Origin of the sequence: Lujinxingia sediminis (assembly GCF_004005565.1) — a bacterium.
Classification (GTDB): Bacteria; Myxococcota_A; Bradymonadia; order Bradymonadales; family Bradymonadaceae; genus Lujinxingia; species Lujinxingia sediminis.
This window is the reverse complement of record NZ_SADD01000002.1, coordinates 454,059-469,052: the sequence shown is the minus strand read 5'-3', so window position 1 is coordinate 469,052 and position 14,994 is coordinate 454,059. Positions and strand designations below refer to the sequence as shown.

The window sequence follows — 14,994 nt, the reverse complement described above, 5'->3', positions numbered from 1 at the left end:
AGTGAGATCGGGTGCCAGGCGTTCGATCATGCGAGTGAGATCGGGTGCCAGGCGTTCGATCATGCGAGTGAGATCGGGTGCCAGGCGTTCGATCGCCTGGCACCCGAACGATCAGGCTGAGCGCGTTCAGCCGATGCGCCAGCCGGCCATCGTGTCGGGTTCGCGGTCGGAGTGCATGGCGATGAGTTCGGTGCGCCGGCGCAGGTTGATGAGTTTGGGCTCGAACTCGATGGTGGGGTCTGCGAAGTCGTCGAACTCGCGTTGTAGCTCGAAGACACCCAGGCGGTTGCCCTCGGCAGGCACCGCGTAAAAGGAGATGCCTCCCCGGGCGGTGGTGTACATCTTGGCCAGGCCGCGGCGAGGGTTTGCGCGAAGTTCGGTGAGAAGTTCGCGCTCGTGACTCAAGCGCAGGCGGCTTCGGTGGATGTTGCGCGTAGCGTCGAGTACGAGCTCGGCACTCTCATAGTAGTCGCGGCCGGGGAGGCCGAAGACCAGGGGGTTGGCAGCAAGCCAGGCTTTGAGGCGCGGCCATAACCCGAGGCTCTTTCGGACCATGCGGCGCACATCTTCGGCGGAGCGGGTCTGGGGGCGGGTTTCGCCGTAGTCGCTCCAGTAGAGGGGGACGAGGCGTTCGGCCAGCCGGTCGCGGTCCAGAAAGTGGCTGGAGCGCCACATATTGCCGATGTAGGCAAGAAGCAGAAGGAGGAGTACGAGCACCAGGGTGCGGGCGATCGTGGTGCCCCAGCAGCGCCACAGGCCGGCCGCCTCGACATGGACGGTCAGCGGCAGGCGCAGCGGAGAGCTGGCACCCTGGCGGGGAACGAGAGCTACCTCGGTGGAGTAGGTGCCGGCCTGGCAACAGGCGTCGGCGCGCAGGTGCAGGGTGAGGATGGCGCTCGACGCGGAGGGGGAAGCATCGGTGCCAGTCGCATGAACAACTTCGGTGGTGACCTGGCCCTGGTCGCTCTCAGGTAGCGCGTTGCCCCGGGCGTCGAGGAAGGTCAGCCGGAGGTCGTCACCGGGCCAGCCGGTGCGTTCATCGGTGGGGAGGATGACGGCGTCAAAGTGCTGTGCGCGGCGGTGGTTTCCGGAGAGGCTGATGCGCAGGTCGCGTTTCTGGCCGCCACGCAGGGTGGTTTCGAGGTGGTGAGGGGCGGTCAGCTGGCTTATGAGCTCGGCGCGCACCGGGATCACCAGCGTGGGGATGGGAATGGAGTGCGCGCCGCGGTCGAACTCCAGACGCAGGGCGTTGTCGATGGTGCGCCGCACATCGACCGGGCCACAGTAGGGGGCGACGCGCGTCTCCAGGGTGTAGGTCTGGCCCGGGGAGATGGTCTGTGCCTGGCCTGCGGGCACGCCGCTGAGCGCGAAGGTGACGCATTCGGGAAGACCATCGGCGCGGGCCACGGTGAGGCGGGCGCGGGTCGCGGGGAAGTTGCCCTCGATGACGATTTCCTGGAAATGATCGGTGCCGGGCAAGAGATCCCCGGCCTCAAGGCTTGCCGGTGTCGCCGAAATGCGGCGGGTGGAGACCTGGAGGGTTCGCGCAGCCCCGCGCAGGGTTACCGGGGTGCCCTGCGCGGAGGGGAGCGTGATGCGCGGGGAGAGGATATGGTCGCCCTCCTGCAGGTTGACGCGCTCAAAGCGGAAGACGGCAGCCTTGTCGGTGGAGGCCGCCGGCAGACGGCGCGGCTCGGCACCGGGCTCCTGATAGAGGATGGCCGCTTCGGTGCCTCGGGAGGCGACGTCTGCGCTGACAACCTGGCCCTCCTCGTTGATAAGCGAGAGGGTCACGCAGATGCCTGAGCCCACCTGCACAAAGTTGGTGTCTTCGCCCTGGCTTCCGCAGCGTCCCTGCTGAACACGGGTCTCGACAAAGAGGCGGTAATCGGGCAGCGCCACCACCCGCCAGCGGTTGGCACCGCCGGAGACCTGGACGGTGACCGGTGTGGTACCGGGCTCGTAGTCAAGGGCGACGTAGCGGTAGCGCTTGCCATCCTCGTAGTGGTGCAGACCGGTGCGGGAAGCTCCAAGCGTGCGAGGCTGGCCGGAGGGGGCGTTGAGGTTGAGGCGAAGTTCGCTTCCCTGGTCGGGGGCGACCGCCAGAAGCCTCATGCGCCGCGCGCCGGTGTGGGCGGGGATGGTGGTGGTGCCCGGGCGAAGAAGGTGTGCGCTGTAACCCTGGGAGCGCGAGAGAGCGTTGGCAAAGGGGGCGAGCAGGTCGGTGGGATCATCGGCGCCGACCTCACCGATGCTTCCGCCACTCTTCCTTGCGAGCTCGACCAGGTACTGAGAGAAGACGCGGCCACGCCAGCGCAGCAGGTAGAACTGGAAGAGTCCATCTTCTTGCGAGTCGATCGACTCCAGGTAGCGTTCGGTGTTTACCTGCGCATCGTTGCACTCGCCGTCGGTCAAAAAGAGCACGACCTGGGCGGTGTTGGGACGCCGCGCACGGTTGAGCTCGTCGCGGACCGCCTCAAGTGCCGAGGCGCAGGGGGTGAGCTTGCCCGGGTAGGCGGCCACCGGGCCGTCATTGGCGAGCATGGCGCCCAGGCGCGCCCTGTTCTCGGCCAGGGGAGCAATTGGCATCGTTGATTCGCCCTCGCGCGCGCCATTGAGGCGCAGCACGCTGACCTCATCGCGGTCGTCGAGCATACTCAGGAGCGAGCGGGTGGCAAAGATGGCCAGGCGCTCCGGGTCGGCGGCGGGCCCCTCGGCGGTACGAACGCGCATGGAGCCGGAGTCGTCGATGACGATGAGATATTGAACGCTGCGCGACTGCGTACTCAAAACCGGGGAAGGCTCCTGAGCGTGGAGTACAGGTGCGAAGAGCAGCGTCACGCTGGCGAGCAGCAGTGCGGCGAGAAGCAAGACCGGGCGGGCCAGCGGGGCGTCGTGGGCAGGGGCAGCGGTAAGCACGCGGGAGAACCTTCGGTCGGAGGTCGTCGTCGATGTTCCCACCCTAAGGGAGAGCGAGGTGCTTCGCCAGTTCGTCACCAAGGGCTCACCGTCTTGAAGACGCGCATCAGTGAGACAAACGAGCGGGTGGTGGGGGGCGAGACGATGAGTCGTCAGGCGAAGAAATAGAGGATAGCTCCCAGCGCAATCGCTCCGATGACCAGACCCAGCGCGACGTCCACCCAGGCCGAACGCTGCTCTTCAACAGGCTCTTCGGGCAGGGCGGTGGCCATGGTTGCCGTGGAACTGCGCGAGATGGCAGGCATCTGCGCGGTGGGGCGGTTGCCCGCCTGGCGAAGCTGAAGTGGAGGCTGGGAGTGGCGTGGGTAGTCGATGGTAGGCTCACTCTCGAGTACCAGCTGCCGGGCGGAGGCGTTGGCCAGGGCCTGATCGACCTCCACAAGAGAGGGGCGCCCGTCGGAGCGGGGGCGTGTGTGGGCCTGCTGGTCAGCGCTCCCGGTGGAGGGGGGCGCACTGGTCAGGGGCACCTCGTCGGTGTAGGGGCCGACGCTTTCCAGATGGAGTGCGCGCAGTGCGTCGATCATCTCGATGGCGCTCTGGTAGCGGCGGTCGAGGTCTTTGGCGATGGCTCGCTCCAGGATGGGGGCGAAGACCGAGCGGCGCAGCTCACGGGGAAGTTTGATGTCTTTTTTGGAGCCCTGAAAAACGATCGTGTCGTAGACGTTTTCAATGGTGACGACTTTTTCGCCGGTGAGCATCTCGGCCAGGATCAACCCTAAGGCGTAGATATCGGCCTGAGGTCCGACGTTCTTTTTGTGCACAAGCTCCGGCGACATGTAGGCGGGGGTTCCCACCAGGGTGCCGGCGTTGGTGATCTCAAAGTCGGTCTCGCCATCGAGGGCTTTGGCAAAGCCGAAGTCCAAGACTTTGACCTGCCCGCGGTCGCCGTCGTTGACCAGAAAGATGTTGGCCGGCTTTAAGTCGCGGTGGACGATGCCGGTAGCGTGGGCGGCGTGCAGGGCGGCCAGGGCTTCGATGGTGATGCGGCGCGCCAGAGCTTCGGAGAGAGCACCGTGATGCTGGAGCAACGAGCGCAGGTCGGTGCCCTGCAGGTACTCCATGGCCATGTAGGGGAGACCCGACTCGGTCTGCCCGTAATAGTACACCTGGACGACGTGGGGGTGGCGCAGGCTGTAGATGAGGCTGGCCTCGCGCTCAAAGCGCTGGCGCAGCTCGTTTTCATCGTGGGGCCCGGGCTTGAGGACCTTGAGCGCCAGGGTGCGGTGCTCCAGAAGATCGCGAACTTTGTAGACGGCGCCGAAGTTGCCGCTGTCGATCTCTTCTTCGACGCGGAAGACATCGTCGACGATGTCGCCGGCAGCGGGCATCAGGGCCATGGGAGGAACTCGATCTACGGGCAGCTACAAAAAGGGCCAGGGGTGGCGTGCCATGATGGCCTCTGGGGGAAGAGGTGGCAAGAGTAAAGGAGGAGGCTGTGAGGAAGATCTACGGGTGCCTGGCACCCGTACGCGAGTGAGATGTACGGACGCCTGGCACCCGTACGCGAGTGCGATGTACGAACGCCTGGCACCCGTGCGTGAGCGAGATGTACGAACGCCTGGCACCCGTACGCGAGCGAGATGTACGAACGCCTGGCATCCGTGCGAGAGCGAGATGTACGGACGTCTGGCACCCGTGCGAGAGCGAGATGTACGGACGCCTGGCACCCGGCGCGATCTGTAAGAAGATGTGGGACAATCCAGGCGGGAATGGTAAGGTGTCCAGGCGACGTTGAATCTGCCAGCGGGGGGACCACCTTTGATGGACGGGAAGACTCTATGAAGCGGAGCCAACGAGCTTTGAGGTGGGGCAGCGCGGGTTGTCGGTCGGTGAGGCGTCGGCCTAAGATCCCGATGGTGAATTTGAGACAGGAAACCGCTCGCGGCGTGCCTGCATGTGGCGAGGGGAGACGATCAGGAAAGACATGAGCTTTATGAAACGACAGGGTCGCTATGTGGTAGCGGCGGTCGCCGTGACGATCGCGTTTGCGCTGAGTGTTCAGCTTGGCGAGCGCGGGGTGCAGTTTGATTTAAGTCAGGCGACGGTCTCGGCCCAGGAGGGGGAGGAGGCGTATCGCTTCTCGTCGTTGCGGATCCTCAACCGGGTGCTCTTGCAGCTGAAAGATAACTATGTGGAGCCGGAGCGCATTGAGCCGGCGAAGATGTTGATCGCGTCTCTGGAGGCGGTTCAGAACCAGATTCCGGAGTTTGTGGTCAGCTATGAGGTCGACGAGCCTGAGCAGAGCCCCGAGAAGGTGGTGGTGCAGGTGGGCTCGGAGCGACGCGAGTTTGAGGCCAACTCCATGGAGAGTCTCTGGGAGATGAGTCTTCGTCTCAAAGAGATCTTTTTGTTTGTGGAGCAGCATCTGCCCGAGGATCCGGAGCGCAAAAATGAGGATATCGAGTACGCCGCGATCAACGGGCTGCTCTCCACGCTGGATCCGCACAGCAACCTCTTGCCGCCGACCTACTATGAGGAGATGCAGACCCAGACGGGGGGGCGTTTTGGCGGTCTGGGAATCGTGATCTCGATTCGCGATGGTCAGCTCACCGTGATCAGCCCGATTGAAGGGACGCCGGCCTCGCAGCGAGGCATTAAGGCTCAGGATCGCATTGTGCGCATCGGTGAGGAGTCGACGATCAACATGAACCTCAACGAGGCGGTGAATCTGCTTCGGGGGGAGCCGGGCACCGATGTGAATCTGTGGATTCAGCGGGCGAACTGGCCGGAGCCGCGCGAGTTCACGGTGACGCGGGCGGTGATCAAGATCGAGAGCGTGGATTCGAAGCCGCTGGCCGAGAAGGTGGGGTATCTTCGCATCAAGAACTTCCAGGCCAATACCTACAGTGATGTGCGCACGCATCTTGCGGAGCTCAAAGAGCAGATGGGCGGGATGCAGGGGTTGATTCTTGATATGCGCGACAACCCGGGCGGGCTTCTGGAGCAGTCGATTCGCATCAGCGATCTTTTTGTCGATGAGGGGACGATCGTGAGCACTGTCGGGGTGGGTAATAAGCTCCGGGAGACGAAGTCTGCAAACCGTGCGGGAACCGAGCCTGAGTACCCGATCGTGGTGCTGGTCAACGGCGGTAGTGCTTCGGCCAGTGAGATCGTGGCCGGCGCGCTGCAGAAGAACAATCGGGCGGTGGTCCTGGGCGATACGACCTTTGGCAAGGGGACGGTGCAGATTCTTTATGAGTTCCCGGACGACTCGGCGCTCAAGCTGACCGTGGCGCAGTACCTGACTCCGGGCGGCGTTTCGATTCAGAATGAGGGGATCATCCCCGATCTGCGGACGATCCCTGTGGTGGTGACGCCGGACTCGGTCAATATGTTTTTGTCGCAGTCGATGCAGCGCGAGAGTGATCTGGCGATGACGCTGGCCAACCCGACCACCCAACCCGATGCCGGCGGCGTGGTGCGACAGATTCGCTATCTGGATGAAGACGCTTCCAACGAAGAGGAGGAGGAGTACGTCAATCCGGATGAGTTCCGCGAAGATTTTGAGATTCGTCTGGCCCAGCGGCTGCTGGTTGCCGCCGGGGAGGAGCATCGGCGGGAGGCGCTCCTGGAGAAACTTCAGGGCGAGCTGCAGACGGTCTTTGATACGGAGTTAAGCGAGATCAAAGCCGAGCTCAGCAAGATGGGGGTCGATTGGAGCGCCGGTGAGCCGGTGGCAAACGCCGATTATGAGCTGGAGGTTCGCACCGCGACCGAGGGGCCCTGGCAGGCTGGCCAGGAGATTGAAGTGACCGCCGCGTTGACCAACCGGGGTACCGAGCCGCTCTACCGGGTCAAGGCGCTGACGCGTTCCGACAACCTCTTGTTGCGTCACCGTGAGTTCATCTTCGGTAAAGTTGAACCTGGCGAGACCCGCGAGTGGACCACGACCCTGGAGATCCCGAAGGACAGTGCCAGCCGCCACGATCGTATGGAGTTTGTGGTCAGCGACGACGAGCAGGAGTTTTCTGGCGAGCACCACTTCGATCTTCCTATTCAAGGTCAGGAGCGCCCGCAGTTTGCGTTCTCCTACGAGGTGCTTGGCGGCAACGGAGACGGGGTGTTGCAGGCTGAGGAGGACGTGACCCTGCGCATTCACCTGGAGAACGTCGGAGCGGTGCCCAGCGATGAGGTGATGGTCTACCTCAAAAACCTCTCGGGGGATGCGATCTATCTGAACCGAGGGCGTGGCACGGTGGAAGACCTGGCCGCAGGGGGCAGCGAGCAGTTCGACTTTGAGTTCCGTGTGCGTCGGAGCCCGGATGAGGGCGTGGCGAGGCTGGAGCTTGACCTGTACGACATGGCCTATCGCGAGTTTGTGCAAAAGATTCTCGAGATTCCGGTGATTGAGGATGTGGCACCGGTTGAGGATGTCGAAGGCGTGGCCACGATCGGTGCGCAGGGAGCCGTCTCGCACGTCGGTGCGCATGCCCGAAGTGCCGAGGTGGCGCGACTGGAGCCCGGTGCTCGCCTGAAGGTCGAAGCGCGCAGTGGTAACTGGCTCAAGCTCAAGCTCGGAGAGCGCGAGATCTGGGTCAGTGCTGACAACGCGACGATGGCCGATGGCGAGGCGTCGGCGGACGGTAGCGTGGCGACCTGGAGTCGTTTCCAGAAGCCGATGGTTTCGCTCAATCCTACCCAGATGCTGACCGGCGATGCGGCCGTGCAACTCAAGGGTACCATCCGCGATGAGGGCCTGATTCAGGACTACTATGTCGTGGTGCAGCGGCAGGGAGGTCCGCGCGATGTCCAGACGCGCAAGCTCAATTACGAGCGCGTGGATAGCGACGAGGTATCGTTTGACGCCCGAGTGCCCCTCTTTGAAGGTATGAATCGAATCTCGCTGGTGACCCGCGATGAGTCCGGTTTGATGACCACGGAGAGCGTGTACGTGTACCGCGAACGCAGCTGAGCGCCGGGGCGAAGGGCCCTGTAAACGTCAGAAATTCAAAACGCCCGGATCGGCAGATCCGGGCGTTTTTGTGTTAGGGGTATATCGTGTCGTGGTGCCAGGCGCTCGACTACGTTCCTTACGTCGGGGTGCCAGGCGTTCGATCACGGGCATTCGCATATCAGGAAGATGTATGGGTGCCAGGCGTTCGATCACATCACTGAGTTGTGGGTGCTGAAGCACGGGTGCCAGGCGATGAGATCGATGCGTACATCGCGTTAGTGATCGCGACGCTCCACGGTAAATTCCGCCAGATCGCGCGCGATTTCGACGTTGGGAAAGATAGCCCGCGCCCCCTGAACAACCTCCTCAAGGTTGAGGTGCTTTTGGGAGATATGAGTCAGAATCAGGCGTTTTGCGTTGGCGTCACGGGCGCATCGAGCGGCATCGGCGGAGGTTGAGTGTCCGCGCTGATGGGCGCTGCGCTCATCGCCGGCGACGTAGGTCGCCTCGTGGATGAGGAGATCGGCGTCGCGAGCAAGCTCAATGGCCTCGGGACAGGGAATGGTGTCGCAGCAGTAGGCGATCTTCAGCCCGGGGCGAGCAGGGCCCAGCACCTGGGAGGGCTCGATCGTGCGGCCGTCCTCCAGGGTGACGGTTTCGCCATGTTGTAATTTACCAAAGATGGGGCCCGGCGGGATGTTAAGGGCGCGGGCGCGCTCCAGATCAAAGCGTCCTGGACGACTGTCTTCGACGAGGGCGTAGCCCCAGGTATCGATGCGGTGGTTCAGGGCCTGCGTTTCGACGTGAAAGCCTTCGCCATTAAAAACGTTGCTGGCTTCGGTGATCTCGTGCAAACGCACTCGAAAGCCCGGGCGAAGAATGTGGAGGTCGTGCAGGGTTTTAAACCAGCGTCGTAACCCGCGGGGACCATAGATATCGAGGGCATCGTCGCGTTGATTCAGCGTCAGTGAGCCGAGAAGGCCAGGGAGCCCGTTGACGTGGTCACCGTGGAAGTGGCTTAAAAAGATCGCTCGCAGCGCGCCCGGTCGAAGTCCGGAGCGGGTCAACTGCAGCTGCGTGGCTTCGCCGCAGTCAAAGAGAAAGAGCTCTCCTTCGCGAAAGAGCGCGACCGATGAGACGTTGCGCTGCGGCATGGGTTTGCCGCTGCCAGTCCCGAGAAAAACGAGTTGAATGGACATGGTACGATGGTCGAGGCAGGCAAAATCGATGAAGCGTAAGGGCGCCAGCGGAGGCAGCGCCAGAAGGTCGGACACCATGGACGATCGCAGGGATCGGGTCAACCGGGGTGAGAGAATGCCGCGTGCGTGCCAGGCGAAGTGACATGAATGAGTGCCAGGCGATGGTGCGAGAACAAAAACGCCCCGAACGCAGCACGAGGTGCATTCGGGGCGTGTGGTGTCTCTGGAGAGAGGCTTAACCGAGGTCACGCACCAGTCGGCCGACGTGCCCGGTGGCGCGGACGTTATCGTGGATGGCCTCGATCGTGCCGTCCGCGTCGATAAAGAAGGTGGAGCGGACCAGGCCTTCGTAGGTGCGTCCGTAGTTGGTCTTTTCGCGCCAGACGCCGAAGGCCTCGGCGACACTGTGGTCGGTGTCGGCCAGAAGCGGGAAGTTGAGGTCGTGCTTCTCGCGGAATTTCGCGTGGCGTTCTACCGGGTCCGGGGAGACGCCGTAGATGGCGTAGCCGTGCTCGGCGAATGCGTCGAGGTTATCGCGGAAGTCGCAGGCCTGCTTGGTGCAGCCCGGGGTCATATCTTTGGGGTAGAAGTAGAGAACGAACTTCTGCCCCTTGAGGTCGGCCAGGCTAACGTCACCCTGCGTATCGGAGGGGAGGGTGAAGTCGGGGGCGGCGTCGCCCACAGAGAGTTTGGGGTTTACAGCCATGGGTAAAAACTCCGTGAAGAAGAGCTAACAAAGAACGAATTGAAGGCCGAATGGGCCCGCGCGTGAGGAGATGTACACACGCCTGTCACCGGTTCAAGGATTCCTTGCGATGCTCGATACCCTGGCACCCGAGAGATGCTCGATGCCCTGGCACCCGTGAGATGCTCGATGCCCTGGCACCCGTGAGATGCTCGAACGCCTGGCACCGCGACACGTGGGTATGCGCGAGGTGTCAGGGCATCGATCGAGAAAAAACAGAAAGGGTGCTTGTCAGTGCTGATAGGGTGTGCAGGTTATTTGGCATCGAGCCAGTTCTTGCCGACACCACTCTCCACGACCAGGGGCGCGTCGAGTTTAACGATGGTCTCCATCATGTTGCAGATGATCGGGCGAAGGTCGTCGAGAGCGTCTTCGGCGATCTCGAAGATGAGCTCATCGTGGACCTGGAGGAGCATGCGGGCCGGCAAGTTTTCGGACTCGATGCGCTCCTGGATGGCGATCATGGCCAGTTTGATGATGTCGGCGGCGGTACCCTGGATGGGGGTGTTGATGGCGGCGCGCTCAGCAAAGGCGCGGCCGGCTCCTTTGTTCTCAAGGGTGGGGAGCAGGCGTTTTCGGCCGAACATGGTCAGGGCGTAGCCGGTCTCGACGGCGTCGGCGACGAGCTTTTCGAAGTAGGAGGCGACGCCCTGGTAACGCTCAAAGTAGTTGTCGATGTAGCTTTTGGCTTCGGGCATCGAGATGTCGAGGTCGCGGGCCAGTCGGCGAGGGCCCATGCCGTACATCACGCCGAAGTTGATGGTTTTGCCGGCGCGGCGTTGCTCGGAGGTGACCTGGTCGATGGCGACGTCGAAGATCTGGGAGGCGGTCAGGGCGTGGATGTCCTGGCCTTCGCGGTAGGCCTCCAGAAGCACCGGATCGCCGGAGAGGTGCGCCATGATACGCAGCTCGATCTGGGAGTAGTCGGCGGCGAGCAAGAGGTGCCCCTCGTCGGCGACGAAGGCTTTGCGGATCTCGCGGCCGCGGTCGGTGCGGATGGGGATGTTCTGCAGGTTGGGGTTTGAGGAAGAGAGGCGACCGGTGGCGGCGACGGCCTGGTTGAAGTCGGTGTGAATGCGGCCGGTGTCTTCCCGGATGAGCTCGGGCAGGGCGTCGACGTAGGTGCCTTTGAGCTTGGAGAAGGAGCGGTACTCCAGAATGAGGCGCGGCAGCGGGTGAAGCTCGGAGAGTTGTTCGAGCACACTCTGATCGGTGGAGGGGCCGGTTTTGGTGCGTTTTTTCACCGGGAGTTCCAGGCGCTCGAAGAGGACCTCTCGGAGCTGGGTGGGGCTGTTGGGGTTGACCTCGGAGCCGGCGTGGACGTTGATCTCGTCCTGGAGTTGTTCGAGTTCAACTTCGAATTCGGCGCTGAGCTGGTTGAGGATGTCGCAGTCCACTTTGACGCCGTTGAGCTCCATGATGCCGAGCACGCGGGAGAGGGGAATCTCCAGGGTGTCGTGGAGCTTGCGCAGTTCGGGCTCTTCATTGAGACGTTCGAGGAGGGCGTCGCAGGCCATCAGAGTGATGTCGGCATCCTCCGAGGCGTAGGGAGTGGCTTTGTCGAGGGGTACCTGGTCGAAGGTGAGCTGTTTTTTGCCGCTTCCGGCCACATCGCTGAACTTGATGTTGCGGTGGTTGAGAAAGTCAAAGGCGATGGTGTCGAGGCCGTGGGAGTTCTTACCCGGGTCGAGCACGTAGCTCATGAGCATGGTGTCAAAGCTCACCCCCCGGAAGCTGACGCCGTGGCGGTGTAGCACCAGCCACTCGTATTTGTAGTGCTGCCCGATCTTCGGCAGGTCGGGATCTTCGAGAAGCGGGGCGACGCGTGCCAGGACCTCATTGAGAGAGAGCTGTGCCGGGGCACCGTCGTAGCTGTGGGCCACCGGGACGTAGACGCCGTGGTTGGGTTTGTAGGCAAAGGACATCCCCACGATCTGGGCCTCCAGCGGGTCGATGCTGGTGGTCTCAAGGTCGAAGGCGAAGCGGCCGGCGTCTTTGCAGGCGGCAAGAAGCTCGTCGAGTTCTTCGAGGGTGAAGATGGCCCGGTAGTCTTTGCGGGTTTCGTCGGTGCGGGTGATCTCTTCGTCAAGAAGGCTGTCTTTGAGGTCTTCGATGTCGCGATCGTCGAGCCAGCCGCGGGACTTGAACCAGCGGTTGAGATCGTGCAGCACGCTCTCAAACTCCAGCTCATGAAAGAGGTGGGCGAGGGCCTGGAAGTCCGGGGGGGAAAGATGGAGGTGTTCGATGTCGAAGGCGATGGGGCAGTCGTCGCGCAGGGTGACGAGCTCCAGGCTGAGGCGGGCCTGGTCGGCAAACTCGGTGAGGTTTTCTTTGCGTTTTTTGCCGGAGACTTTGTCGACGTTGGCAAGCAGCGTCTCCAGATCGCCGAATTCGGCGATGAGTTTGCCGCCGGTTTTTTCGCCGATGCCGGGGACGCCGGGGATGTTGTCGGAGGTATCGCCGGCCAGGGCGAGCACGTATTTGACGCGATCGGGGCTGACGGCGAAGCGCTCCAGGACGTCGGCCGGGGAGTAGCGTCGGCCGCGCATGGTGTCGAGCATCGAGACGCCATCGCCGAGAAGTTGCATCAGGTCTTTGTCGGCGCTGATGATGCAGACGTTGAGGCCGACCTCACGGGCGCGCACGGTGGCGGTAGCGATGAGGTCGTCGGCCTCGACGCCAGCCTGCTCCATGATGGGGATGTTGAGGGCTTCGACGACTTTGCGGAAGTAGGGGATCTGAATGCGCAGCTCGTCGGGCATGGCGCTGCGGTTGGCTTTGTAGTCGTCGTAGAGCTCTTTACGGAAGGTGTGCTCGTCGGCGTCGAAGGCGTCGAATGTAACCGCGATCAGGTCGGGGTTTTCGTCTTCGATGAGTTTTTTGAGCATCTGGGTAAAGCCGTAGATGGCATTGGTAGGCATCCCGGCGGAGTTGGAGAGGTTCCGGATCGCGTAGAAGGCCCGGTAGATGTAGGAGGAGCCGTCGACGAGGTAGAGTGTCTTGCCGTTGAGGTTCGCGTGGTTGGCCAGGTCGGCGAAGCTCATCTGGCTGTTATCGTCGGGCGTCTTCGGCATGGGGGCTCCTGAACATCGGAAAGGAAAAGCAAAGTTGTTCAACGGGTGCATGAGGGCTGGATAGCCGCATAGCGTAAGGCTGAGACGAGGTCATAGATAACTGACGACCAGAATGATTCCAAGGCCGAAGAGGGCGATGGTGGCGAAGACGATGAAGGCCTGGAAGAGCGTGACAAGGTCTTCGAGTCGGGTGTCCGAGTTGTCGGTGAGGGGAGCGTCGAATTCGAGGTCGATCTCGGCCAGGAGGGATCTTTCTCGGCGCAGGCGGCGCAGCCCCAGGAGCGCGAAGTAGGCGACAATGAGAAGGCCAACCAGGAGAACGACGATCATCATGTGGTAAAGGTCGCGCTGGATCTCGTTTTTCCAGTCTTCGAGCTCGCGGCGGTCTTCTTCACGGGTGTTGAGCAGAGGTTGCGGTGATTGAAAGTCGCGGGGGAGGCGGTTGAGCGCAAACTCGATCAGCGGCGTCAGGCGCGCGGGGGTGTCGACGGAGGGGGAGTGTGGTGGTGTGAGGAGAGCGAGGTAGGTGCCCCAGTGCTCGTCGGGGTGAGTGGTATGGAGATGCTCAAGGAGGAGTGCAGTGCTCTGGCGCAGAGTTTGGGGACTGCCATCTTTGAGGATCAGGAGATGGGCGATATCCCAGGCGTCTCCGGCGCCGAAGAAGCTCTGGTAGACCTGTACGCGGGCCAGCGGCCCCGGGGCATTGGCCTCGGGGGTGGGGAGGGTGAAGCCGCCGGAGCCCTTTGAGGAGCCGAAGGCGTTGGCGGCGATCATGGATGTGCCCTCGAAGAGGTCGGTCATAAAGGGTGAGTCTGTGAGAATAGTGTTCACCGAGCCTTCCACGGATTGTCCGGCGATGGTGTAGGGGCGCGGAAGCGAGACGGCGAACTGGGCGGCGACGGTGGGAATACGCAGGGTGTAGGATGCGGAGGCCGGTGCGTCGGTTGGGGCGTAGGGACGGGCGATGACCTTCAGCGTAAGCTCGGTCATCGCGTTGACGGGGAGTCTGGCGAGCCCGAGTGGGTCGGTGGTCAGTGAGGTTGGGAGAGGGGTCTGTGTGAGGCCACGTTCCAGGGTGATTTCGAGGTTGGCCCGTCGAGGTTGGCCAGTGTCGCGCTCAAAAACGCGGAGCCAAAGGGTATCGGGCAGGCCTCGTACAAGCTCGCCGTCGACCGGGCCGATCTGCATGGCGAGCTCGGAGGTGGGATCATCGTCGGTGAGAGCCGTGCGACGCTCGTTCTGGTCGGGGTCTCGGGAGGTCGGCGAGCCGATGGCATGTTGGAGCGCTTCGGAGGGGGTACGAGGGGGCTCTCGAAGCTCGATGGTCCAGCATTCTCGGAGGTCGGGAACGGTCTGTCGGCGTGCCAGCGCGCAGATCTCGCGTGTCTCGGCGGTGGTGTCTCCTTCGGGTGCCAGGGCATCGGACGAAGTGGCGGGATGTGTGGGTGCCAGGGCATCGGGCGAAGTGGCGGGATGTGTGGGTGCCAGGGCATCGGGCGAAGTGGCGGGATGTGTGGGTGCCAGGGCATCGGACGAAGTGGCGGGATGTGTGGGTGCCAGGGCATCGGACGAAGTGGCGGGATGTGTGGGTGCCAGGGCATCGGACGAAGTGGCGGGATGTGTGGGTGCCAGGTGATCGTTGGGAGGAAGTTGAATGTGGAGATAGTGTCCGGGGCCAGCCTGAGCGGTCGCCAGCGGGGGAGAGTTCGGCGCGCTCCATTGAACTTCGAAGTGGTCGGGTGCCAGTCGAGCGCCTGTTGCCGCATCAAAGTAGAGGGCTCGCAGGGCGTAGGGGCGGTGGGGGTTCCAGGTGGGCGAGCCGGTCAGGTAAAGGGCCGAGCGGACATCGCGGTTGCCAATGGCAACTGAGGCAGTGATGAGACCGAGCATCATCAAAACGTAGAGCGCGATGGCGCTGCGGTAGACAATGGGGCGTTGCAGCGTTTGCATCACAGGGCGCATATCGGGCTCGGTCTTCAGGCAAAAAACAAGCGCAGCCCGAAGGGCTGCGCTTGGAGAGGATGGCGCGGTGGTCGAATAACGTCGAACGCAATATCGGAGTGCCAGGCGTTCGAACGTGCTGACCCGGGTGCCAGGCGTTCG

At 62.8% G+C, this 14,994-nt stretch carries 7 protein-coding genes; 1 reads left to right on the top strand and 6 read right to left on the bottom strand.

Annotated features, from left to right (window positions below; genetic code table 11):
• Positions 1 to 126: 126 nt before the first annotated feature.
• Both EA187_RS07470 and EA187_RS07465 read right to left on the bottom strand, forming a co-directional pair.
• Positions 127 to 2,997 carry a vWA domain-containing protein gene (locus EA187_RS07470; RefSeq protein WP_127779828.1) on the bottom strand — a complete coding sequence of 957 codons (2,871 nt, stop codon included), beginning with the start codon at positions 2,995 to 2,997 and terminating at the stop codon, positions 127 to 129.
• A gap of 74 nt (positions 2,998 to 3,071) precedes the next feature.
• Positions 3,072 to 4,316, bottom strand: a complete 1,245-nt coding sequence (locus tag EA187_RS07465; protein ID WP_115607643.1) for a serine/threonine-protein kinase — start codon at positions 4,314 to 4,316, stop codon at positions 3,072 to 3,074.
• Between the two features lie 596 nt (positions 4,317 to 4,912).
• On the opposite strand from EA187_RS07465, the gene EA187_RS07460 reads away from it, so the two are divergent.
• Complete coding sequence (locus EA187_RS07460) at positions 4,913 to 7,891, top strand: MXAN_5808 family serine peptidase (protein WP_164856089.1); 2,979 nt, start codon at positions 4,913 to 4,915, stop codon at positions 7,889 to 7,891.
• Positions 7,892 to 8,148: 257 nt separating this feature from the next.
• Here the strand turns inward: EA187_RS07460 and rnz are convergent, their stop codons facing one another.
• The 4 genes from rnz to EA187_RS07440 all read right to left on the bottom strand — a co-directional run bounded on the left by rnz (position 8,149) and on the right by EA187_RS07440 (position 14,853).
• A complete protein-coding gene (rnz, locus tag EA187_RS07455; protein WP_127779827.1) occupies positions 8,149 to 9,150 on the bottom strand; it encodes a ribonuclease Z in 1,002 nt (333 codons plus the stop codon).
• A 157-nt stretch (positions 9,151 to 9,307) separates the two neighbouring features.
• Positions 9,308 to 9,778 (bottom strand): thioredoxin-dependent thiol peroxidase, encoded by a 471-nt coding sequence (gene bcp / locus EA187_RS07450; RefSeq protein WP_127779826.1) that lies wholly within the window; start codon positions 9,776 to 9,778, stop codon positions 9,308 to 9,310.
• Positions 9,779 to 10,071: 293 nt separating this feature from the next.
• Positions 10,072 to 12,891 carry a DNA polymerase I gene (gene polA / locus EA187_RS07445; protein WP_206524215.1) on the bottom strand — a complete coding sequence of 940 codons (2,820 nt, stop codon included), beginning with the start codon at positions 12,889 to 12,891 and terminating at the stop codon, positions 10,072 to 10,074.
• Positions 12,892 to 12,981: 90 nt separating this feature from the next.
• Complete coding sequence (locus tag EA187_RS07440; RefSeq protein WP_127779825.1) at positions 12,982 to 14,853, bottom strand: hypothetical protein; 1,872 nt, start codon at positions 14,851 to 14,853, stop codon at positions 12,982 to 12,984.
• Between the last annotated feature and the right edge of the window lie 141 nt (positions 14,854 to 14,994).